At 40.6% G+C, this 20,132-nt stretch carries 14 protein-coding genes; 5 read left to right on the forward strand and 9 right to left on the reverse strand.

From position 1 onward, the window contains the following. Window positions 1-99: 99 nt before the first annotated feature. The 6 genes from ACFSR3_RS01650 to ACFSR3_RS01675 all read right to left on the reverse strand — a co-directional run bounded on the left by ACFSR3_RS01650 (window position 100) and on the right by ACFSR3_RS01675 (window position 11,549). The gene (locus tag ACFSR3_RS01650; protein WP_379819425.1) at window positions 100-6,099 is read right to left on the reverse strand and encodes a LamG-like jellyroll fold domain-containing protein; all 6,000 of its coding nucleotides are present in this window, start codon (window positions 6,097-6,099) and stop codon (window positions 100-102) included. 316 nt (window positions 6,100-6,415) lie between these two features. Then, window positions 6,416-7,282, reverse strand: a complete 867-nt coding sequence (locus tag ACFSR3_RS01655; RefSeq protein ID WP_379819426.1) for a hypothetical protein — start codon at window positions 7,280-7,282, stop codon at window positions 6,416-6,418. Between the two features lie 185 nt (window positions 7,283-7,467). After that, window positions 7,468-8,673: a hypothetical protein gene (locus ACFSR3_RS01660; protein WP_379819427.1), complete on the reverse strand. Its 1,206-nt coding sequence runs from the start codon at window positions 8,671-8,673 to the stop codon at window positions 7,468-7,470. Window positions 8,674-8,888: 215 nt separating this feature from the next. Beyond that, on the reverse strand, window positions 8,889-10,277 hold the full coding sequence (locus ACFSR3_RS01665; protein ID WP_379819428.1) for a T9SS type A sorting domain-containing protein: 1,389 nt from the start codon (window positions 10,275-10,277) through the stop codon (window positions 8,889-8,891). 173 nt (window positions 10,278-10,450) lie between these two features. Beyond that, window positions 10,451-10,591 carry a T9SS type A sorting domain-containing protein gene (locus ACFSR3_RS01670; protein ID WP_379819528.1) on the reverse strand — a complete coding sequence of 47 codons (141 nt, stop codon included), beginning with the start codon at window positions 10,589-10,591 and terminating at the stop codon, window positions 10,451-10,453. Window positions 10,592-10,676: 85 nt separating this feature from the next. Then, window positions 10,677-11,549: an Abi family protein gene (locus ACFSR3_RS01675; protein WP_379819429.1), complete on the reverse strand. Its 873-nt coding sequence runs from the start codon at window positions 11,547-11,549 to the stop codon at window positions 10,677-10,679. Between the two features lie 183 nt (window positions 11,550-11,732). On the opposite strand from ACFSR3_RS01675, the gene ileS reads away from it, so the two are divergent. Then, window positions 11,733-15,164 (forward strand): isoleucine--tRNA ligase, encoded by a 3,432-nt coding sequence (gene ileS / locus ACFSR3_RS01680; protein ID WP_379819430.1) that lies wholly within the window; start codon window positions 11,733-11,735, stop codon window positions 15,162-15,164. Window positions 15,165-15,170: 6 nt separating this feature from the next. Continuing rightward, window positions 15,171-15,551 carry a TraR/DksA family transcriptional regulator gene (locus tag ACFSR3_RS01685; protein WP_114757747.1) on the forward strand — a complete coding sequence of 127 codons (381 nt, stop codon included), beginning with the start codon at window positions 15,171-15,173 and terminating at the stop codon, window positions 15,549-15,551. Window positions 15,552-16,165: 614 nt separating this feature from the next. Here the strand turns inward: ACFSR3_RS01685 and ACFSR3_RS01690 are convergent. After that, complete coding sequence (locus ACFSR3_RS01690) at window positions 16,166-16,480, reverse strand: GIY-YIG nuclease family protein (RefSeq protein WP_379819431.1); 315 nt, start codon at window positions 16,478-16,480, stop codon at window positions 16,166-16,168. Window positions 16,481-16,680: 200 nt separating this feature from the next. Here ACFSR3_RS01690 and ACFSR3_RS01695 point away from each other — a divergent pair, with 200 nt between their 5' ends. Further along, complete coding sequence (locus tag ACFSR3_RS01695; protein ID WP_379819432.1) at window positions 16,681-17,340, forward strand: hypothetical protein; 660 nt, start codon at window positions 16,681-16,683, stop codon at window positions 17,338-17,340. 40 nt (window positions 17,341-17,380) lie between these two features. Here the strand turns inward: ACFSR3_RS01695 and ACFSR3_RS01700 are convergent, their stop codons facing one another. Then, window positions 17,381-17,824 (reverse strand): response regulator, encoded by a 444-nt coding sequence (locus ACFSR3_RS01700; RefSeq protein ID WP_379819433.1) that lies wholly within the window; start codon window positions 17,822-17,824, stop codon window positions 17,381-17,383. A gap of 447 nt (window positions 17,825-18,271) precedes the next feature. Between ACFSR3_RS01700 and ACFSR3_RS01705 the strand changes: the two genes are divergently transcribed. Continuing rightward, entirely contained in the window at window positions 18,272-18,865 is a 594-nt protein-coding gene (locus ACFSR3_RS01705; protein ID WP_114757659.1) for a lipoprotein signal peptidase, read from the forward strand. A gap of 66 nt (window positions 18,866-18,931) precedes the next feature. Here ACFSR3_RS01705 and ACFSR3_RS01710 read toward each other — a convergent pair whose 3' ends face one another. After that, on the reverse strand, window positions 18,932-19,495 hold the full coding sequence (locus ACFSR3_RS01710; RefSeq protein WP_379819434.1) for a 5-formyltetrahydrofolate cyclo-ligase: 564 nt from the start codon (window positions 19,493-19,495) through the stop codon (window positions 18,932-18,934). Window positions 19,496-19,790: 295 nt separating this feature from the next. Between ACFSR3_RS01710 and ACFSR3_RS01715 the strand changes: the two genes are divergently transcribed. After that, on the forward strand, window positions 19,791-20,114 hold the full coding sequence (locus ACFSR3_RS01715) for a hypothetical protein (protein ID WP_169520991.1): 324 nt from the start codon (window positions 19,791-19,793) through the stop codon (window positions 20,112-20,114). Window positions 20,115-20,132 lie beyond the last annotated feature (18 nt).

Genomic DNA, 20,132 nt, shown 5'->3' on the forward strand with positions numbered 1-20,132 from the left:
CTTTATGCTCCATATTTTGCACAGATTACGCATTAAAAACGAAAACCCCGCCATTACTGACGGGGTCTTCCAGCTAAAATAACATTCTAAAAAAAAACGTTAATTCTTAATAACCTTAAGTACAGCCGACTGGCCTGAAGCTGTTTGAACATTAAGGAAGTAAACTCCTCTTGCCACCGAACTTAGGTCGACAGTAAAGGTTTGAGAGTTGTTTACCCCCTGTGTTGCTACCACCTGGCCGGCAATATTTATAATTGTCGTAGCGACATTATCGTAAGGCTCACCCATATCGATAGTTACCCTATCGTTAGTTGGATTAGGATATACCGAAATAGCATGTGCAAAATCAAATGATCCGGCAGAAAGCTCTTCTACTTCAATTCCTTCACAAGCTGAAGTTACCGTACATCCGTTAGAAAACGATATCTGTACTGCATAATTTCCTGTAACTGTTGGTACATATGTAGCCGATGTTTCACCTTCTATCACTGAATTATCTGCACAGTTAATCCACTGGTAGGTTGCACCCTGCTGTGCTGCTGTAAGCGTCCAGCCATTGTTTATCACAGTAGCATCTATAATACATACCTGCTGGCATTCTGATGTTATAGTACAGTTGTCCGGGGTGCTGATAACAACTTTATAATTACCGCTTGTCAACGGAGTAAACGATTGCTCATTGGCTCCAATAACAGGAAGATCTGTATCACAGTTCATCCACTGGTAAGAAGCATCTGCCTGAGTAGCTGTAAGCGTAGTTCCGGCAAGGGTTACCTCACCGCTTAGGTTACATACAAGTACATATTGGCAATCTGAAGTATCTGAACATTCACCCACCGTTACCATAAGGGCATAGTTACCACTCATCGTTGGCTGATAATTCATTGCTGTTTCTCCTTCAATTGGCATATTGCCGTTATCACAGTTTATCCACTGATAGCTTGCACCCGGAACCGCAACAGCCATTAGTACACCACCATTGTTATTCACTCCCGCAGTTACATTACATGGATTTACAAACTGACATGCCGATGTAATGGTACAGTTGTCCGGCGTGCTGATTATAACCTTATAATTTCCGCTTATTGTTGCCGTGAACGATTGCGCGTTTTCGCCCAATACCGGCATATCAGTATCACAGTTTACCCACTGATAGGTTGCCCCTGCCTGGGTTGCCGTAAATGTGGTTCCGTTAAGTGTTACCTCACCACTTAGGTTACAAACCGTTACAGCAGTACAAGCTGAAGTCGCTGTACAACCTGCTCCCATAGTAATTATAACTTTATAGTTACCACTCACTAATGGTGTATATGTTTGTGCTGTAGCACCTGCTATATTAGCATTGTTAGTACAGTCTACCCACTGATAGGTTGCACCAGCCTGAGTAGCTGTTAGTGTAGTTCCTGCAAGGGTTACTGCCGGATCTATGATACAAATTGATGTACATACCGACGTTGCACTACAACCACCAGCCATACTAATCACAACTTTATAGTTTCCGCTTACTGCCGGGGTAAACGACTGAGATGTTTCTCCTGTAATAGCAGTATTAGTAGTACAGTTTACCCACTGATATGTAGCACCTGTTTGTGTAGCGGTAATGGTGTTTCCGTTTACGGTTACAGCCTGGTTAACATTACAAATTGTTATTGGGGTACAAGCCGATGTCGCTGTACATCCGTTAGGCATAGTAATAACAACAGCATAACTGCCTGTTGCCGTAGCCACAAATGTTGCTGCTGTAGCGCCTGCAACCGGCGCATTGCCATTAGCACAGTTTATCCACTGATAGGTAGCTCCTGTTTGAGCAGCCGTAAGTGTTATACCTGTTTGGGTTACTGCCGGGTTAATGATACATACCTGCATACAAGCCGATGTTGCCGTACAAGTACCCATGGTAATGATTACTTTATAATCTCCCGTTACAGTTGGCGTATACGATTGTGCAGTAGCACCTGTAATATTAGTATTAGTAGCACAGTTTACCCACTGATAAGTAGCTCCTGCCTGAGCAGCAGTAAGTGTGTTGCCTCCAAGAGTTACAACATTGTTTACAACGCATACAGAGGTACATGCCGATGTAACCGTACAACCACCTGTCATTGTAATGATAACTTTATAACTGCCCGATGCTGTAGCTGTATATGTTTGAGCCGTAGCACCTGTAATATTAGTATTGGTAGTACAGTTTACCCACTGGTAAGTAGCTCCTGTTTGCCCTACGCTTAACGTAGCTCCTGTTAATGTTACAGTACTGTTTACCACGCACACCTGGGTACACGCCGATGTAACAGTACAAGTACCCATAGTTACCACTACTTTAAAGTTACCCGAAGCCGTCGGGGTATAACTTTGTGCAGTAGCACCTGTTATATTGGTATTGGTAGTACAATCTACCCACTGGTAAGTAGCCCCTGTTTGTGTTGCTGTAAGTGTTGTGCCTGCAAGTGTTACTGCTGGGTTTACTACACATACCTGAGTACAAGCTGATGTTGCTGTACAGGTGCCCATAGTAACAATAACTTTGTAGTCGCCTGTTACTGTTGGTGTATATGTTTGTGCTGTAGCGCCTGTAATATTAGCATTTGTTGTACAGTTTACCCATTGGTATGTAGCGCCTGTTTGTGTAGCTGTAAGTGTAGTGCCCGTAAGCGTAACTGCATTGTTTACTATACAAACCTGAGTACATGCCGATGTCACCGTACATGAATTTGGCATAGTGATGATAACTTTGTAGCTACCTGATGCCGTTGGCGTATATGATGCCGCAGTAGCTCCTGTAATATTAGTATCAGTAGCACAATTTACCCACTGGTAGGTTGCGCCTGTTTGTGTAGCCGTAAGTGTAGTGCCCGTAAGTGTTACCGCAGGGTTTACGCTACAAACCGTTACCGAAGTACAAGCCGATGTTGCTGTACAGCTTCCGGCTGTAATAATTACCTTGTAGTTACCCGATGCCGTTGGCGTATATGACGCAGCGGTAGCGCCAGAGATATTGGTGTTGGTATCGCAATTTACCCACTGGTACGTTGCACCTCCCTGAACAGCCGTTAGTGTTCCGTTGCTTAAAGTAACTGTGTTATCAAGATTACAAACCGTAATAGTAACGGTAGTACATGAAGATGTTGCTGTACAGGTATCAGGGGTGGAAATAACAACAGCATAGTTACCCGTTACTGCCGGTGTAAATGTTTGTGCTGTAGCACCTGCCACCGCAGCATTTGCATTACCACAATCTACCCACTGATAGGTTGCATTAGTTACTGCATTGGCAGTAAGCGTAGTTCCTGAAAGTGTAGCCGATGCCGTTAGGTTACAAACTGTTACCGCAGTACAAGCTGATGTAACGGTACATGCACCCATAGTTACCACAACTTTATAGCTACCCGATACTGTTGGAGTATAAGCAGCATTGGTAGCTCCGCTAATATTAGTATCAGTAGTACAATTTACCCACTGGTAGGTTGCTCCTGTTTGCGTAGCTGTAAGTGTAGTTCCGCTTAGGGTTACCGCATTGTTTACGATACAAACCTGAGTACAAGCTGATGTTGATGTACAACCTGCTCCCATGGTAATAATTACTTTATAGTTACCAGACACCGTAGGGGTATAAGTAGCATTTGTAGCACCATTAATATTTGTATCGGTAGCACAGTCTACCCACTGGTAAGTCGCCCCTGTTTGTGTAGCTGTAAGTGTAGTTCCGCTTAGGGTTACTGCATTATTTATAACACATGCCTGAACAACCGTTACCTGAGTACAGGCCGATGTTGTAGCACAACCGTTAGATCCTGTTATTACTACTGCATAGTTTCCGGATACTGTAGGTGTAAAAACCGCTGTTGTAGCGCCTGAAACTACTGCATTTGCGTTAGCACAATCTACCCAATGGTAGCTTGCACCGGCAACTGTATTTGCAGTAAGCGTGCCACTAGCAAGCGTTACTGTAGCTGTAGGAGCACCTGTTAACGGTGCACCCGGCACCCAGTTTGACGATGTTCCTGATAGTGCAAAACCACCGGTTACCATATTTAATGCACCCGGATTGTTTCCTGCCGAATCAGGAGCAACAGTCTGTCCTGTATTTACACCGTTTGGAGCTCCTTTATTAAACTTATAATAGGCTTTTAACGACGACGGAATAGTACATAATTCTGTATCCTTTGCTCCTAAAATCTCTGCTGCGGTACGGGTTACATCCCAAATACGCACCTCATCTATAGTTCCGTTAAAATAACCTGAACTATTAACACCATACCCAATTCTTACGGCTGTTCCGCTGTCTGTATTCACAGCAGTAGTAGGCGTTCCTGCTCCATCCTGAACACCATCAACATATAGAAGTATCTTATTAGTACTTGCAAGAGGATCATAGGTTACTGCCACATGATGCCAGTTATTATCGTTTAAGGTTGTAGTACCCTGAACCACTACAGTTGTACTTGTAGTTAAGCTAAACTGTAATTTTTGGTTAAGTATTCCTAACGCAAATTTGTTAGCTGCAGTTGTAGATGCTGTAGATGTACCCCAGTCTACAATGTATTTTAGTGTTGACGTATTTGTTGTAGGCACTTTTACCCATGCTTCAACAGTTCTTGCAGCAGCACCCTGAGGGCCTGTATAAGTAGTTTGTACATAATCCGCACTTCCGTCAAAATTAAGTGCGTTAGGCAGTATCGGCAGTATCATCTCTGTACAAGGCGAAATAGCCATACAACCGTCTGAAGATGTAATAATAACTGCAAAAGTACCGTCTATGGTAGGTGTATAGTTTGCACCTGTAGCCCCTGTAATTGGAGCATTGGCATTATTACAGTCTACCCACTGATACGTTAGCGTAGCGGATGGCGAAACACCCACAGGTACTGCTGTAAGTGTAGATCCGCTTATGGTTACTGCGGGGCTAAGGGCACATACATAAGTACACGCTGTAGTTGTAACGCAGGTGTCGGGCGTAGTTACAGTAACTGCATAATTACCTCCTGCAGTGGGAGTATAAGCAGCCGCAGTAGCGCCTGTTATTGCAGTATTGCTGTTATTACAGTCTATCCACTGGTAGGTTGCTCCCGTTTGTACCGCTGCAAGCGTTGTGCCGTTAAGTGTTACCGAAGGATTAACATTACAGCCTGCAACTACTACCGGAATGCAGTTTGAAATAGCAAAACAATCGCCATGCATTATTTTTACAGCAAAAGTACTGCTGTAGCTTGGCGTATATGTAGCCGCCGTAGCACCTGTTACGGCTGTATTGGCATTGTTACAGTCTACCCACTGGTAGGTTGCGCCTGCAACTGCTGTTGCCGTAAGTGTAGGACCACTTAAGGTTGCCACTGCTGTTGGGGTACTTGTGGTAAGTGTTTTACCTGTTACCCAGTTTGATGTACTACCGGTAAAGGCAAAACCATTAGCCATGCCATTTTTTCCCGAAGCAGAGTCTAAAACCAAATTTACTCCGGCATTATTTCCTCCTGCCACACCATTATTAAACTTATAGTAAGCCTTTAATCCTGTAGGGAGTGCACAAAATTCAGTATTCATGGCGCCCGCAATCTCGGCCTGTGTTCTTGCCACATCCCATATACGAACCTCATCAATAGTGCCTTTAAAAGAACCTGTATTATCAATTCTTCTGCCAATCCTTACCGGACCTGCAGCCGTACTTATCGTTGCTGTAGTAATATTACCTGTTGCACCGGGAAGACCATCTACATACAATGTATACTTATTGGTTGCCTGTGTAGGATCATACGTTACCGCAACATGGTGCCAGGTATTATCGGCAAGCGAGCTTGTATAGGTAATTCCCCCTCCGCCTATCTCAATACGTAAATTATTGTTGAGCACGTTAAAGGTAAACCTTTGTCCGTTTACAGCCATATTACCCCAGTCTGCAATCACTGTTTGCGTCGTGGGATTGTCGGTAGGGATTTTAACCCAGGCTTCAATAGTTCTGGCGGCAGAGCCCGACATACCCTGATAGGTAGTCTGAACATATTCGTTAACGCCATCAAAATCCAAAGCATTTTGAGCGTTTATGCCGGTAGTAATGAATAGCATCAGCCAACAAAACCACCGAACAAAGCATAATTTTTTAATCATAGTTAATCGGTTTAGTTAAAATAGCGATGCCAAGATAGAAACTTTAAAAGTAATTGTAGGAATAAATCGACTAACGATAACAAAATACCTTACAAATGTTACAGAAGCTTAATTAATAATTAAAATATAACACACTATTTTGATTAAAAATATACATAATTATCAAAATATTATTTATTAAAAGTAAGAAATATTCGTAAAAAAGAATGATTCGAAAATTAAACCCGGAAAAACAAAAGGGCATAAAAAAACCGTTTGCTATAGCAAACGGTCTTATATTTTTCGATTATATCCTCACACCTTACAGGCAATAATATTACGGAATACTGCAATTGCCATTGGTAAAATCAGAAACATAAGGATTATAATAATTCCCCTTGCTGTAAAACGCCACCCCATTATAGCGTATAAGATTTGAAATGGCACAAAAATCTCTTAAAGCCAAATTATCTTCAAAATTCAGGGAACCCTCAGCATCGGTTATACCTTCAAGCCCTGCAAGTGTAGTAAGAGCACTTCCTGAAATACTTATATAGCCAGAACTATCATCGATATTACTAATAGTTTTTAAATTACTAAGCTGCTGAAGTGATGCCAGTGCAGGATTTAAAAACAAGCGTATGCCATGCACACTGTTAAGGTTGTTAAGCCCCTCTAAAGATTCAAGATTAGCACAGTTATCTATTGCAAGAGTTCCATCAACCTTTGTTAGGTTATTGAGCCCGGACATATTCTTAAGTTTGTTGCAATTATATATTCCAATTTCAGCTGCCCTTGTTACACCCTGAAGCCCATTAAGACTTGTAAGTTCAGGATTATCTGTAATGTATAATTCACGACGAAGATCTATAAGTGAAGAGAGTGCCGAAATATCGGTAAGAGCATTATTATTATTTATATACAGGTTTGTTGTATTAGTAACATTGTTAAGTCCCTCAAGGCTTGTAAGTAACGGACAATTTTGGATAGCTATGTTACCCCTTGAGAAATAAAGTCCTGACAATGCTTCAAGGCTAACAATATCATTTTGCCCCTCGCCACCACCTATTACAAGATTTTGAACACCGCAATACCCTAATGCGGCAAAAGCCTCAACTTCAGCCTGGGTATGTAAGTAAAAATCTGAAGAACCATAACACGCCGGAGGCGTATCGAACGGATTATCATCGTGATGACAGGACACAAGTATTCCCGCTATAAAAAAATAAAAGCAACTTTTTCATAAGCAATTGATTTGTTGGTTATAACAAATATAAAAAAGGAATATACAAAACCTCCATTTATCTGCAAGTTTCGATTACAAAACCAAACCCCGCCTGCAACTGCAAACGGGGTTGTATATTAAAGTAGTATTTACAGTAAAGAGCACTAATCCATACTGCAACCGCCCGGCTGGGTAAAATCAGGCTGGTATTGATTGTCGCTAATACTTATACTTTCCGGATAAACCGCATTGTCTACAATAGCCTGAACGGCGCAGAAGTCTTTCAAAGCATCATTCTCTACAATATACAATTGTGCAACAAAATCAGTAATATTCTCAAGTCCGTTTAAAGTTACTAACGAATTGTTATTAATTATAGACAACATGGCATTGCCTTCGCCTTCTTGAGATTTTATTGTTTCCAGATTAGCAAGTGCACTTATAGATGTCAGCATATCATTAGTGGCTAATCTGATTTCTGAAGCCTCTTTTAAACCATTAAGTCCCTCCAATGATGTTAATGCTTCATTAACGGTTAAATCTAACACACGGATGCTTGTAGCATTGTGCAATGGCTGTAATGAATTAAATTTGGTTGTATAGCTTATGGTAAGGTTCTCAAATCTGGTAACGTTTTCAAGTCCTTCTATAGAAGTCAACTCAGGACATTGCGTTATGCTCAATTTTTTCAGGCTTGTTATAGACGATAAGCCGTTTAGAGACGTAAACAATTCGTTCCCCTCTATAGTAATCTCATTGGCAGCAACAAGATTTTGAAAACTATTAAGATTCTGTATTCCGCAATATTTTATTGATACTGCCCCTGCTGTGGTTACACCGTTAAAACCCAGTGTTTTTAAAGCCTGATTATTATACAAAGTTATATTAACACCTTCACGTGTTGCCATGCTGTTTAGAGCAGCAATATTTTCAAGACTGCTACTATAATCAATTGTAAGATCTCCTCCCAGAGTTTTAAGACCCCTAAGACCATCAAGCGATTTCATTCCGCCACGACTAATAGTCAAATCACCCCTTATGTTCAGTATATTATGCAACCCTTCAAGACTTTCCAGATAAGGAGCCTCAATGGTAACATCACCTTCAACATTATAAAGTCCTGCCAGCGGTGTAAGATCAGTAATATTATCATCCGTAAGCTCTCCGCCAATGATAAGCTCTGCCACAGAGCAATATCCCTTTTCGGCATAATAGTTAACATCAGCCTGTGTTACCAGTTTAAGTACAGATGATGAAGCACACGGAAGCTTAACTATTTCGTTAGGATCGGTAGGCATAGTAAAAGAGTCGTCGTCAGAACAGCTTAAAGCCGTAATTGCTGCAAAAAAGCAAATAAATAATTTTCTCATGATTAAGTTGGTTTAGTTACAAAACTAATTAAAAGATGCTCAAAAAAACGAAAAGGTTGCGCAACAGCATCACAATTTTTCGAAAGTTTATAAAAAACATATTTTTAAATTATTCCTTAACAAAACAAACCCCGCCTGCTACTGCAAACGGGGTTTATATTGTAGATTTTTGATTTCAGATTTCAAACATCGGGCTTCCGACCTCTGACTTTCAGTTACTCCTTCACAAACTTTAAATGCTGCACGCCTTCCTTCGACGATACATTTAAAAAATAAATTCCCGCAGGAAGAACTTCAACATTAATTTCAGGACTATTTCCTTTTTGTGAAAGGACTAGTTTACCTGTCATATCGGTAACCGAAAGGTTTTCTATGTTTAGCATTTCGGTATTCGCCAAAGTAAGCATTGATGATGTTGGGTTAGGGTAAAGCGTTATTTGAGAGAGGGTGTTTTCGTTAAGGCCTGTTATTGTTGAACACGTAGATAAAAAGAACGGAGTTGTCTGATCTATAACAGTAGTATTACCTACCTGCCCGTAATGATTTCTGCCCCATAAAAAGCTATCTCCATTAGCAGTTTGCGCAAAAGTATGAGATGCACCACAACTCACATGAGTCCATTGGTCGTTGGTACCCACCTGAACAGGAGTATAGCTATCGGTAGTCGAACCTATACCCAATTCCCCAAACATATTTCTTCCCCACGACCATAAAGTGTTATCGCTCTTAACAGCAATTACATGCAAAAGCCCCACACTAAAAGAATCGTAATGAACATCTCCCCCTACAGGTATGGGACTATTTTTATTTACCGTAGTATTATCACCCAATTGCCCATTAGTATTGCTTCCCCAAGCCCACAAGTTTGCTCCTTCAGTATTTTTGCTTGCTACAGCAAATGCAAATCCTGCGTCTACATGGTTCCAATTGGTATCTGTACCAATTTGTGTAGGGACACCTATAGTAGACCCTCCAGATGAGCCAATACCCAGTTCGCCATCGCCATTTTTGCCCCAAGCCCATAAAGTACCATTGCTTTTTCGGGCAATTGTAAAGTAAGATCCACACGCAACCTCTACCCAGTCGGTAGCCGAGCCTATCTGCGTAGGTACCAGTCTAGCGCCTGTACCGGTTAACTGCTGATATGAATTGTTTCCCCATCCCCAAAGTGTTCCATTAGCCTTAATAGCAAGGGTATGAAAAGCACCTGCAGCTATTTGTTCCCAATCATTTGCCGTGCCTATTTGAGTAGGCACACCATTATCGGTATTGGTGTTATCACCCAACTGCCCATTATTGTTCCTTCCCCATGTCCATAACGTATGATCTGCTTTCAGAGCCACACTATGGTCACTACCTCCTGCAACAACAGCCCATTGGCCTTCGGACGACACCTGAACAGGTATACTACTATTGGTTGTTTCCCCATTTCCCAACTGCCCATAAGCATTATGCCCCCATGCCCACAACGTATGATCACTCTTGACAGCTAATGAATGAAAACCCAGGGAAGAGAAGCTATCCCAGCAATGATCTTCCAATATTTGAGCGCCGGAAAATTGTGTAACAGCAAGTGCTACAAGTGAGAGTAATGTTTTTTTCATAAATAATTGATTTGTTGGTTTATACAAATATAAAAAAGGAACTTAACCAACCAACATTCTTACGAAAATTTATCTTACAAAAACAAACCCCGCCTGCTACTGCAAACGAGGTTTATATTGTAGATTTTTGATTTCAGATTTCAAACATCAGACTTCCGACCTCTGACTTTCAGTTACTCCTTCACAAATTTTAAATGCTGTACACCTTCCTGCGCCGATACATTTAAAAAGTAAATTCCCGCAGGAAGCACCTCAACATTAATTTCAGGGTTATTGTAAAAATAAAAACCCGGAGCAAGTCCGGGTTCACAAATATTTTTTTAGAGTGCAGCATTAAAGCTTAAAGAATAATGGGGCACTTTTACTTTGCAAAGATACAAATAATTTTATTATTACAAACTATGCAAATCTGTACCCTATCTTAGTTTCTATAATATTCTTTATTACTTCATTCTCACAGTGACTTTTAAATAATTCATTGATAAACTCTTCCATTTCTAACCTTCTACTTTCAGAAACAGAATTTAGTATGTAAGAAATTATTTTAATTGAAGAATCTAGTGAATGTCTGTTATTATTATTAAATACGATTCCCGGTAAAATCGCAATTCCTTGAGGAATTTGAAAATCAAATAATACTCCGCCATGAGCACACGTATTTCTGACAAAAACAATAGTATCCATGAGATTAATGAATTTATTTAAATTGAGCACCTTATATTCTCCTGCTATTCTCTTTTTAACATCCTCTTCATTTAAAGACTTAAAAATTTTCAATATGGCACCAAAAGTAAAGAACTCTAATGTTTTCCATGCCGGAGCATACTTATCATTGATATTATTACGGTGATGTAATTGTATTGTTCGATTATTTTTAATGAATTTAGGATTGTAATATTCGTTTATAGATTTTATGAAATCTGTATTCATTATTTTTGGGTCTATAAACCATGTTGGAGCGTTTTTATATTTATTGGAAACATAATAAACGACCTTTGTCCTAAAATTAATTTCAATTCTATTTATATATTTCAACAGAATATTTCTTAAATCCACATCAAGGTAATATAATTTTACTGCATCAGAGAATTTTGTTCCTTCACTAAATTCATGATTTTTATTTTTCTCGAATGGATTCCAGTAAAAACCAAGTCGGTAATAGCCTATATCCAATAAAATCTCTTTTATTTTCTCTTCGGGAAGATCTAAATCCATTCCTCTGTCGCGTAGAATTTGAATTTGATTTACAACATTGGTTGCCGTTTTTCCCATTTATTGATATTCATTAGTTGATAATTACAAATATAAACAACTAACACCCTATTTTCGAAATTTATCAATAATCCCCCTACAAAATTTACAAAACCGTTATTCTGCTCTCTATAATCAACTCTTTTGTCGGTCGCATAGAAAAAATCGTTACTTTCGCAAATCGATTTTTTAGCATGCACAATAATGAGTAAGAAGTTTACTGAATATAAAGGACTTGACCTGCCTACAGTGGCGAACGAGGTACTTAATTTCTGGAAAGAAGAGAAGATTTTTGATAAGAGTGTTACCACCCGCGAGGGAAAACCGCAATATGTATTTTTTGAAGGACCGCCTTCCGCAAATGGGCTTCCGGGCATTCACCACGTAATGGCACGTGCCATTAAGGATATTTTTTGCCGTTACCAAACCCAAAAAGGATACCAGGTAAAACGTAAAGCCGGATGGGATACCCACGGCCTTCCGGTAGAGCTGGGCACCGAAAAAGAACTGGGCATTACTAAAGAAGACATCGGTACTAAAATTACCGTTGAAGAATATAACGAGGCTTGTAAGCGTACGGTAATGCGCTACACCGACGTATGGAATGACCTTACCGAAAAAATGGGCTACTGGGTAGACATGGAAGACCCTTATGTTACCTACAAGCCAAAATACATGGAATCGGTATGGTGGTTACTAAAACAAATTTACGACAAAGACCTTCTATACAAAGGCTACACCATACAGCCCTATTCGCCTAAAGCAGGTACAGGACTTAGCTCACACGAGGTTAACCAACCGGGTGCTTACCGCGATGTAACCGATACCACCATCGTAGCACAGTTCAAAACCATTGCAGATACACTTCCACAAGTATTTACCGGCTTTGGTGATGTAGACATCATGGCATGGACAACCACTCCGTGGACGCTTCCATCTAACACTGCACTTACGGTAGGACCAAACATCGACTATGTATTGGTAAAAACCTTTAACCAGTATACATTTGAGCCTATCAATGTAGTATTGGCTAAAAACCTTGTAGGCAAGCAGTTTGGCAAAAACTACGTTCAGGCTACAGGCGAAGAAGATTTTGCTAATTACAACGCAGGTGATAAAACTATCCCTTACACCATTTTGGCAGAAGCCAAAGGTAAGGATCTTGTAGGCATTCGTTACGAGCAGTTGTTGCCGTTTGTACTGCCTGCAAATAACCCTGAAAATGCCTTCCGTGTAATTTCGGGCGACTTCGTAACTACCGAAGACGGTACAGGTATCGTACACACTGCTCCTACTTTTGGTGCAGATGATGCCAAGGTAGCTAAAGAAGCGAAGCCGGAAGTTCCGCCAATGCTTGTAGAAGACGCTAACGGAAACCTTGTTCCGCTTGTAGACCTTCAGGGTAAATTTACAAGCCATGTAGACACGCTGGAAAACCCTAACGGGAATGCGCTACAGTTAGCAGGCAAATACGTTAAAAACGAATATTACGATGCCGGAACTGCCCCTGAGCGTTCGGCAGACGTTGAAATATCAATCTACCTTAAAGAAAACAACAAAGCCTTTAAAGTAGAGAAGTATGTGCACAGCTATCCGCACTCATGGAGAACGGACGAGCCGTTACTATACTACCCGCTAGACAGCTGGTTCATCCGTATGACGGATGTAAAAGAGCGTATGTTTGACCTTAACGACACCATCAACTGGAAGCCTAAAGCTACCGGTGAAGGCCGTTTTGGCAACTGGCTGAAAAACGCTAACGACTGGAACCTTTCACGTTCGCGTTACTGGGGTATCCCACTTCCTATCTGGAGGACTGAGGATAAAACCGAAGAGATGATCATTGGCTCTGCCGAAGAACTGTACAACGGTATCGAGAAAGCCATTGCTGCCGGACTGATGAGCGAGAATCCGTTTAAAGGATTTGAGCCGGGCAACATGAGCGAGGCGAACTACGACCTTATCGACCTGCACAAAAATGTGGTAGACGCCATTACCCTTGTTTCGCCGTCTGGCAAACCAATGAAACGCGAAAGCGACCTTATCGACGTTTGGTTTGACAGTGGAGCGATGCCTTATGCACAATGGCACTATCCGTTTGAAAACAAAGAGCTTATCGATAACAACGAGTCTTTCCCTGCCGATTTTATCGCGGAAGGGGTTGACCAGACCCGTGGATGGTTCTATACGCTTCACGCGATAGGAACATTAGTATTCGACCAGGTAGCTTATAAAAACGTAGTTTCTAACGGACTTGTATTAGACAAGAACGGACAGAAGATGTCGAAACGCCTTGGTAACGCGGTTGATCCGTTCACTACCCTTGCCGAGTACGGACCGGATGCTACACGCTGGTACATGATTAGCAATGCTAACCCTTGGGACAACCTTAAATTTGACATTGAAGGTGTTGCCGAAGTACGTCGTAAATTCTTCGGTACGCTATACAATACCTATTCATTCTTTGCGCTTTATGCGAACATTGATGGTTTCTCATACAGCGAGCCGGAAGTTCCGCTTAACGAAAGACCTGAAATTGACCGTTGGATACTATCTGAGCTAAACACGCTTATAAAAGACGTAGACAGCTATTATGCCGATTATGAGCCTACCAAAGCTGCAAGGGCTATCTCTGACTTCGTTCAGGAAAACCTCAGTAACTGGTATGTGCGTTTATGCCGTCGCCGTTTCTGGAAAGGTGAATATGCTCAGGATAAAATTGCCGCTTACCAAACCCTATATACCTGTCTTGTAGCAGTTGCCAAACTGAGTGCGCCAATAGCGCCATTCTACATGGACAGATTATACAAAGATTTAACACAAGCTTCACAAGAAGGGGCGTTCGAAAGCGTACATTTGGCCGATTTTCCGCAGTATGCTGATAACTTTGTTGATAAATCGTTAGAAAGCAGAATGCAGAAAGCGCAGACTATCTCATCGCTTGTACTTTCGTTAAGGAAGAAAGAGATGATAAAAGTACGCCAACCACTGCAAAGGGTAATGATTCCGGTACTTGACGCAAATCAGAAAGCCGAGATTGAAGCCGTTGCAGAGCTTATTAAAGCCGAGGTAAACGTGAAAGAAGTAGAACTGATGGACGATGCATCAGGGGTACTTGTGAAGCAGATTAAGCCTAACTTCAAGGCACTTGGACCACGCTTTGGCAAGGATATGGGGTTGATTTCCAAAGAGATACAAAACTTCTCTCAGGAGCAGATCAACGAGATAGATAGCAAGGGTGGCATAGAAATTGAAGTATCAGGAAAAAGTGTAACTTTAACAACCGCGGATGTTGAGATTAGCTCACAGGACATACCGGGATGGCTGGTTGCCAATGCAGGCGGAATTACTGTAGCCTTAGATATTACACTTACTGAGGAACTTAAGAGCGAAGGTATCGCAAGAGAACTGGTAAACAGGATACAAAACATCCGAAAAGACAGCGGCCTTGAGGTTACCGACAGGATTAAAGTTACCATGAAAGACAATAAAATCCTACAAGATGCCGTTAAAGCGAATGAGGATTACATTAAGAGTGAAACACTTACCGACTCGATTACTTTTGCAGATGAAGTGACGAACGGTACGGAAATAGAATTTGACGAAATAAAGACCTTATTATTAATTTCAAAATAGTTGACAATGGTAGATGAGCAAATACGATACTCTGATGCTGACCTTGCAGAGTTTAGGGAATTAATTACCAAAAAAATTGAGAAAGCTAAAGCTGATTTAGAACTGATCCGCAGTGCCTATATGAATGACCTTAACAACGGTACCGACGATACGTCACCTACGTTTAAAGCATTTGAAGAAGGCAGCGAGACCATGTCTAAAGAAGCAAACTCACAGCTTGCTATACGCCAGGAAAAGTTCATCCGCGACCTTAAGAACGCGCTAATAAGAATTGAGAACAAAACCTACGGCATTTGCAAAGTGACAGGAAAGCTTATCAACAAAGAACGCCTGAAACTGGTTCCCCATGCTACAATGAGCATCGAAGCAAAAAATATGCAACGATAATATACTGACCGCCCCAACAGGGGCGGTTTTTATTTTTAAGTGGATTGGAGGCCGGAAGTCCGATGTCCGTAGTTGATGCGTTTTGTCATTCTGAACGGAATGAATGTAATGGAGTGAAGAATCTCACACTACAATAGAGATCCTTCGTACCTCAGAATGACAAACATTACGTGAAACACCTTTCAGCACGTGTCATTCTGAATGCAGCGCAGCGAAATGAAGAATCTCATACTACAAATAGAGATCCTTCGTACCTCAGGATGACAAAGCGTTATGTGTCATTCTGAACGGAATGTAATGGAGTGAAGAATCTCATACTACAAATAGAGATCCTTCGTACCTCAGGATGACAAAGCGTTATGTGTCATTCTGAACAGAATGTAATGGAGTGAAGAATCTCACACTACAAATAAAGATCCTTCGTACCTCAGAATGACAAACATTACATGAAACACCTTTCAGCACGTGTCATTCTGAATGCAGCGCAGCGAAATGAAGAATCTCACACTACAAATAAAGATCCTTCGTACCTCAGAATGACAAACATTACATGAAACACCTTTCAGCACGTGTCATTCTGAATGCAGCGCAGCGAAATGAAGAATCTAAAAATCTCAATCCTGGATTTCATCATTCAAAAACCTCCATTCAGGATTAAATTCATTTATTAATGCATCTTTTTTAGCCCTTGTCCAGCCTTTTATTTCCTTTTCCCTGTCAATTCCTGTTTCGGCATCCTGATAATGTTCAAAATAAACAAGATAATAACACCTGTATTTAGTTGTGAACGCTTTTGAATTAGCTTCGGGATTTTGATGAAAATACAGTCTGTTTTTCAATTCATTTGTAAAGCCGGTATATAGAACTGTTTTCTTTTTATTTGTTAGGATATAGACATAGTAATTATGTGTACCTAATGTTTTGTGCATCTTTTTAGTTTTATATGTAAATCTAATAATTTTTAGATTCTTCCTTCGTCAGAATGACAAAACGGTACGTTGAATACTTACGGCTCACTGTCATTCTGAATGCAGCGCAGCGAAATGAAGAATCTAAAATCCAACACTGATAAAAATTTAACAGGATTAATTTTATTTTACTACTATTGTATTGCTAACCAATACTATATATGAAAAAACTATTACTTCTATTATTGCTGTACCCTGTTTTGGCAATAGCCGCAGATTTTTATCCGGGAACCGTAACCCTAAACAGCGGAACTGAAAGAACCGGATGGATAGAGACTCCCGAAGCGAATGATCAGGAACTGAAATTCAGAACCGAAAAAGACGGTACAACCGAAAAACTTTCAATTGACGATGTAAAGAAGTTTACTGTAAAGGTTGATGATGGCGAACTTACCTTTTATGCACTTAAACCTTCAAACATAAAAGCATTTAAAAAAGAATTCACTACTCCCGACAAGAAATCGTGGGCAAGAATGATGGTACAGGGCAACAGTGTAAGCATAGTGAGGCTTTATTATTATACAGCGGGCAGGCAAGCCACATCTGCCAATTCGGTTGTTCCATCCGCTATGTCCGAAAAGAGTTATATCTATTACTATTGGAAGCCTGAAAACGATTACTGCACCTATCTGTTTATGAATAAAGCTCCAACTATAAATACCGGATCGGCGGCTTTTAAACAGATAAAATATGCTACAGAAATAACTTTTGGTAATGACTGTCCTGCTATGGCTGAAAAGATGGATAAAGACGACTTCAAACAGCATGGCTTTAAGCACCTTGTAGAACTCTACGAAGAAAACTGCGGCAGCACAAAATAAATCAAAGACTCTTCGGAGTCTTTTTCATTTTATATAGAAATTACCCACCAATCACAAACTCTTCTGATTCTTTCAAAGTACAATGACTCTTCCAGTCAAAAGTCAGCATCCTTTCTATCATATCATGAAGCTTATTAAAGTCGGACGGCTTTATCATATAACGGCCTGCACCGTTTTCTTTTGCCTTACGAATACTAGCCTCATTAGAGCTTGTAGAACAAATTACAACAGGAAATGATTCAAACACCGAAAGCTCTCTGACAAGCCCAAGCGTTTCAAGTCCGTTAAGTCCCGGCATGTTAATATCTAAAAAAAGTATATCAGGCGCATCATTGGTTTCTTGAAGTCTGTTTATAAGCTCCTGTCCATTTGGAAAAACAGTCAGCTTGCAATCGTTAGATATATCCTCTAATGCGAGTTTAAAGAAAAACACATCATCGGTATCGTCTTCGGCAAGAAAAATATTTTTAAGGAGAGTTCTCATAACTATTCTGTTTAGGTTACACTAAAAGATAGTTTCTAAAAGAATAGCCATGCTAGAAGTTAAACTGATAAAAAGTAAATTTTGGCATTAATTGTTTGGACAAAGGTACGCTTTAATTCCCACAAAAGACCTTTAACATGTTAAAACATTGATTTTTAACACATTTAGACCAAATCCACTGCAGTATGCAACAAAAAAACAGATTGACATCTTTTTTAAAACATATAGTAAAACACATCTCTTCCCGATAGCTATCGGGACTCTCAAGAGGGGAACCAGCTTAACTCGAATTGAGCAACAGTAACACATTTGAGTGAAGCTTCCAACAACCAGCAACTGACAACCAGCAACCAAATCTATAAATCCACAAATAAACTTTTCCCAAATCCGCATTCAGATACCTTCCATATCAATAATTCGATTATTTTTGCGGGTAAAATTCTAATAATGTCTTTAAAGAAAGCCTATCTTATTGTCATACTGGTACTGATAATAGACCAATTGTCAAAAATTTACATCAAAACCAACTTCATGCTTGAGGGTGAAGTTACCGTTTTTGAGTGGTTCAGGATACGCTTTATAGAAAATGAAGGCATGGCCTGGGGTGCCAAGATTCCGGGATCTTATGGTAAATTATTCCTTACCCTTTTCAGGATTGTGGCTGTAGCCGGTATAGGTTGGTGGCTGAATGATGCTGTAAAGAAAAGACAATCAAACTATCTTATTGTTTCGATAGCCCTGATTCTTGCAGGAGCATTCGGAAACATTATCGACTCTGTATTTTATGGGGTAATATTCGACCACAGCCACGGACAGGTAGCTACGCTGTTCTCAGACCACCCGTATGGCACTTTGTTTCATGGTAAAGTGGTAGATATGCTGTACTTCCCATTGTTCAGCGGTACCTTCCCTGATTGGTTCCCAATTTGGGGTGGTGAGTACTTTAATTTCTTCAATGCCATCTTTAACATTGCCGATGCCGCTATCTCTGTAGGTGTGGGTATACTTATCGTATTCAACAAAAAGGCATTCGCTAAATAGAGTTTGCAGTATTCAGTCTCTGTCGGCAGACCACTCATTACTGAAAACTGTGACTGCGACTGAAAACTAAAACGAATAAACTTTCTCCGGCGTTACACAATAATGTAACGGTACATCGGTATCAAAAACATCAATAGGCTCGTTTTCTGCCTCAAAAAAAGACAAGCCTACTGTTATCACATCTTTTTTGCATTCACTCAGGAAACGGTCATAAAAACCTTTTCCGTAGCCTACGCGCTGCCCCTTTTCGTCAAACGCAAGTAGCGGAACAAAGACCACATCGATTTTATCAGACGGCACCTCTATACCATCAACGGGTTCAGGAATACCAAACTTATTTTTAACCAGCTTTGTGTTGTCGGTAAGCAGAAAGTGTATCATGCGGTGCGTCTCAAAATCCGACCTTGATACGATAATCTCCTTATCCTTTCCCGCAAGCAGGTGCAGGATAAAATCAGTATGCACTTCGCGCTGCTCCTCCATGGTCAGGAACAGGTGGAAATAAGTTTTATCCCAAATATCAAGCGAAAGTACCCTGTTAGCAATAGCAAGGCTTTTATCTTCTATCGCTTCAGGCGATAATGCCTGGCGCAGGTTTTTGTAATGAAGGCGTAGTGCAGGTTTGTCCATAAAGCAAATATAAAAGTTTATGCTTAACGGTTTACAGTTTGTAGAAATTGAAAAACACACCCCCCTAGCCCCTCTCAAGAGGGGAACAGCTTCACTCAAACCCTAAAGCATGAGTGGCGGGCAAGAGTAGGAGTTCCCCTCTTGAGAGGGGCTAGGGGTGTGTTACTCGAATAAACTCATTAATCCAATGTTAAGTTTTCATCCCTATCGCAATCCTTAACATTGAAAACCCGTTTATTCAGTTTTCCTGTGTTAATTTTGCGTTACCAAAATGTAAACTATAATTATCAAGACCATGAACAGGACAGATTTAAGACTGGTGCAGTACTCAGTAACTCAAAAAGTAAAATCTAAAAAAAGTAAAAAATCAACTTCTAAGAAAGTAAAAGCAATAGGATATTTCCACATTTGGGGTGCTAACGCCGACAAAAAAGGAAATGAGAAATTCTATGCCCTGATTGAAGATGCTAACACAGGAAGCCTTGTAGAAGTAGCGCACAAAGACGTTCGTTTTCTTACTGAAGACGAAGTGGAGATGCTTTACAACCAGACGGAAGAAATTCTTTTAAAAGAAGAAGTTGTTGCCGAAGGCCCGGCTGAAGAAGCTAAAGCCGAATAAGCCCACACACAGTCCTGA

The organism is Flavobacterium suzhouense, from assembly GCF_042684765.1.
GTDB lineage: Bacteria > Bacteroidota > Bacteroidia > Flavobacteriales > Flavobacteriaceae > Flavobacterium > Flavobacterium suzhouense.

Bases quoted from the DNA above. Each gene is read 5' to 3' on its own strand.
- ACFSR3_RS01650 (WP_379819425.1), bottom strand. From the start codon at position 6,099: ATGATTAAAAAATTATGCTTTGTTCGGTGGTTTTGTTGGCTGATGCTA.
- ACFSR3_RS01660 (WP_379819427.1), bottom strand. From the start codon at position 8,673: ATGAGAAAATTATTTATTTGCTTTTTTGCAGCAATTACGGCTTTAAGC.
- ACFSR3_RS01665 (WP_379819428.1), bottom strand. From the start codon at position 10,277: ATGAAAAAAACATTACTCTCACTTGTAGCACTTGCTGTTACACAATTT.
- ACFSR3_RS01675 (WP_379819429.1), bottom strand. From the start codon at position 11,549: ATGGGAAAAACGGCAACCAATGTTGTAAATCAAATTCAAATTCTACGC.
- ileS (WP_379819430.1), top strand. From the start codon at position 11,733: ATGAGTAAGAAGTTTACTGAATATAAAGGACTTGACCTGCCTACAGTG.
- ACFSR3_RS01685 (WP_114757747.1), top strand. From the start codon at position 15,171: ATGGTAGATGAGCAAATACGATACTCTGATGCTGACCTTGCAGAGTTT.
- ACFSR3_RS01690 (WP_379819431.1), bottom strand. From the start codon at position 16,480: ATGCACAAAACATTAGGTACACATAATTACTATGTCTATATCCTAACA.
- ACFSR3_RS01695 (WP_379819432.1), top strand. From the start codon at position 16,681: ATGAAAAAACTATTACTTCTATTATTGCTGTACCCTGTTTTGGCAATA.
- ACFSR3_RS01700 (WP_379819433.1), bottom strand. From the start codon at position 17,824: ATGAGAACTCTCCTTAAAAATATTTTTCTTGCCGAAGACGATACCGAT.
- ACFSR3_RS01705 (WP_114757659.1), top strand. From the start codon at position 18,272: ATGTCTTTAAAGAAAGCCTATCTTATTGTCATACTGGTACTGATAATA.
- ACFSR3_RS01710 (WP_379819434.1), bottom strand. From the start codon at position 19,495: ATGGACAAACCTGCACTACGCCTTCATTACAAAAACCTGCGCCAGGCA.
- ACFSR3_RS01715 (WP_169520991.1), top strand. From the start codon at position 19,791: ATGAACAGGACAGATTTAAGACTGGTGCAGTACTCAGTAACTCAAAAA.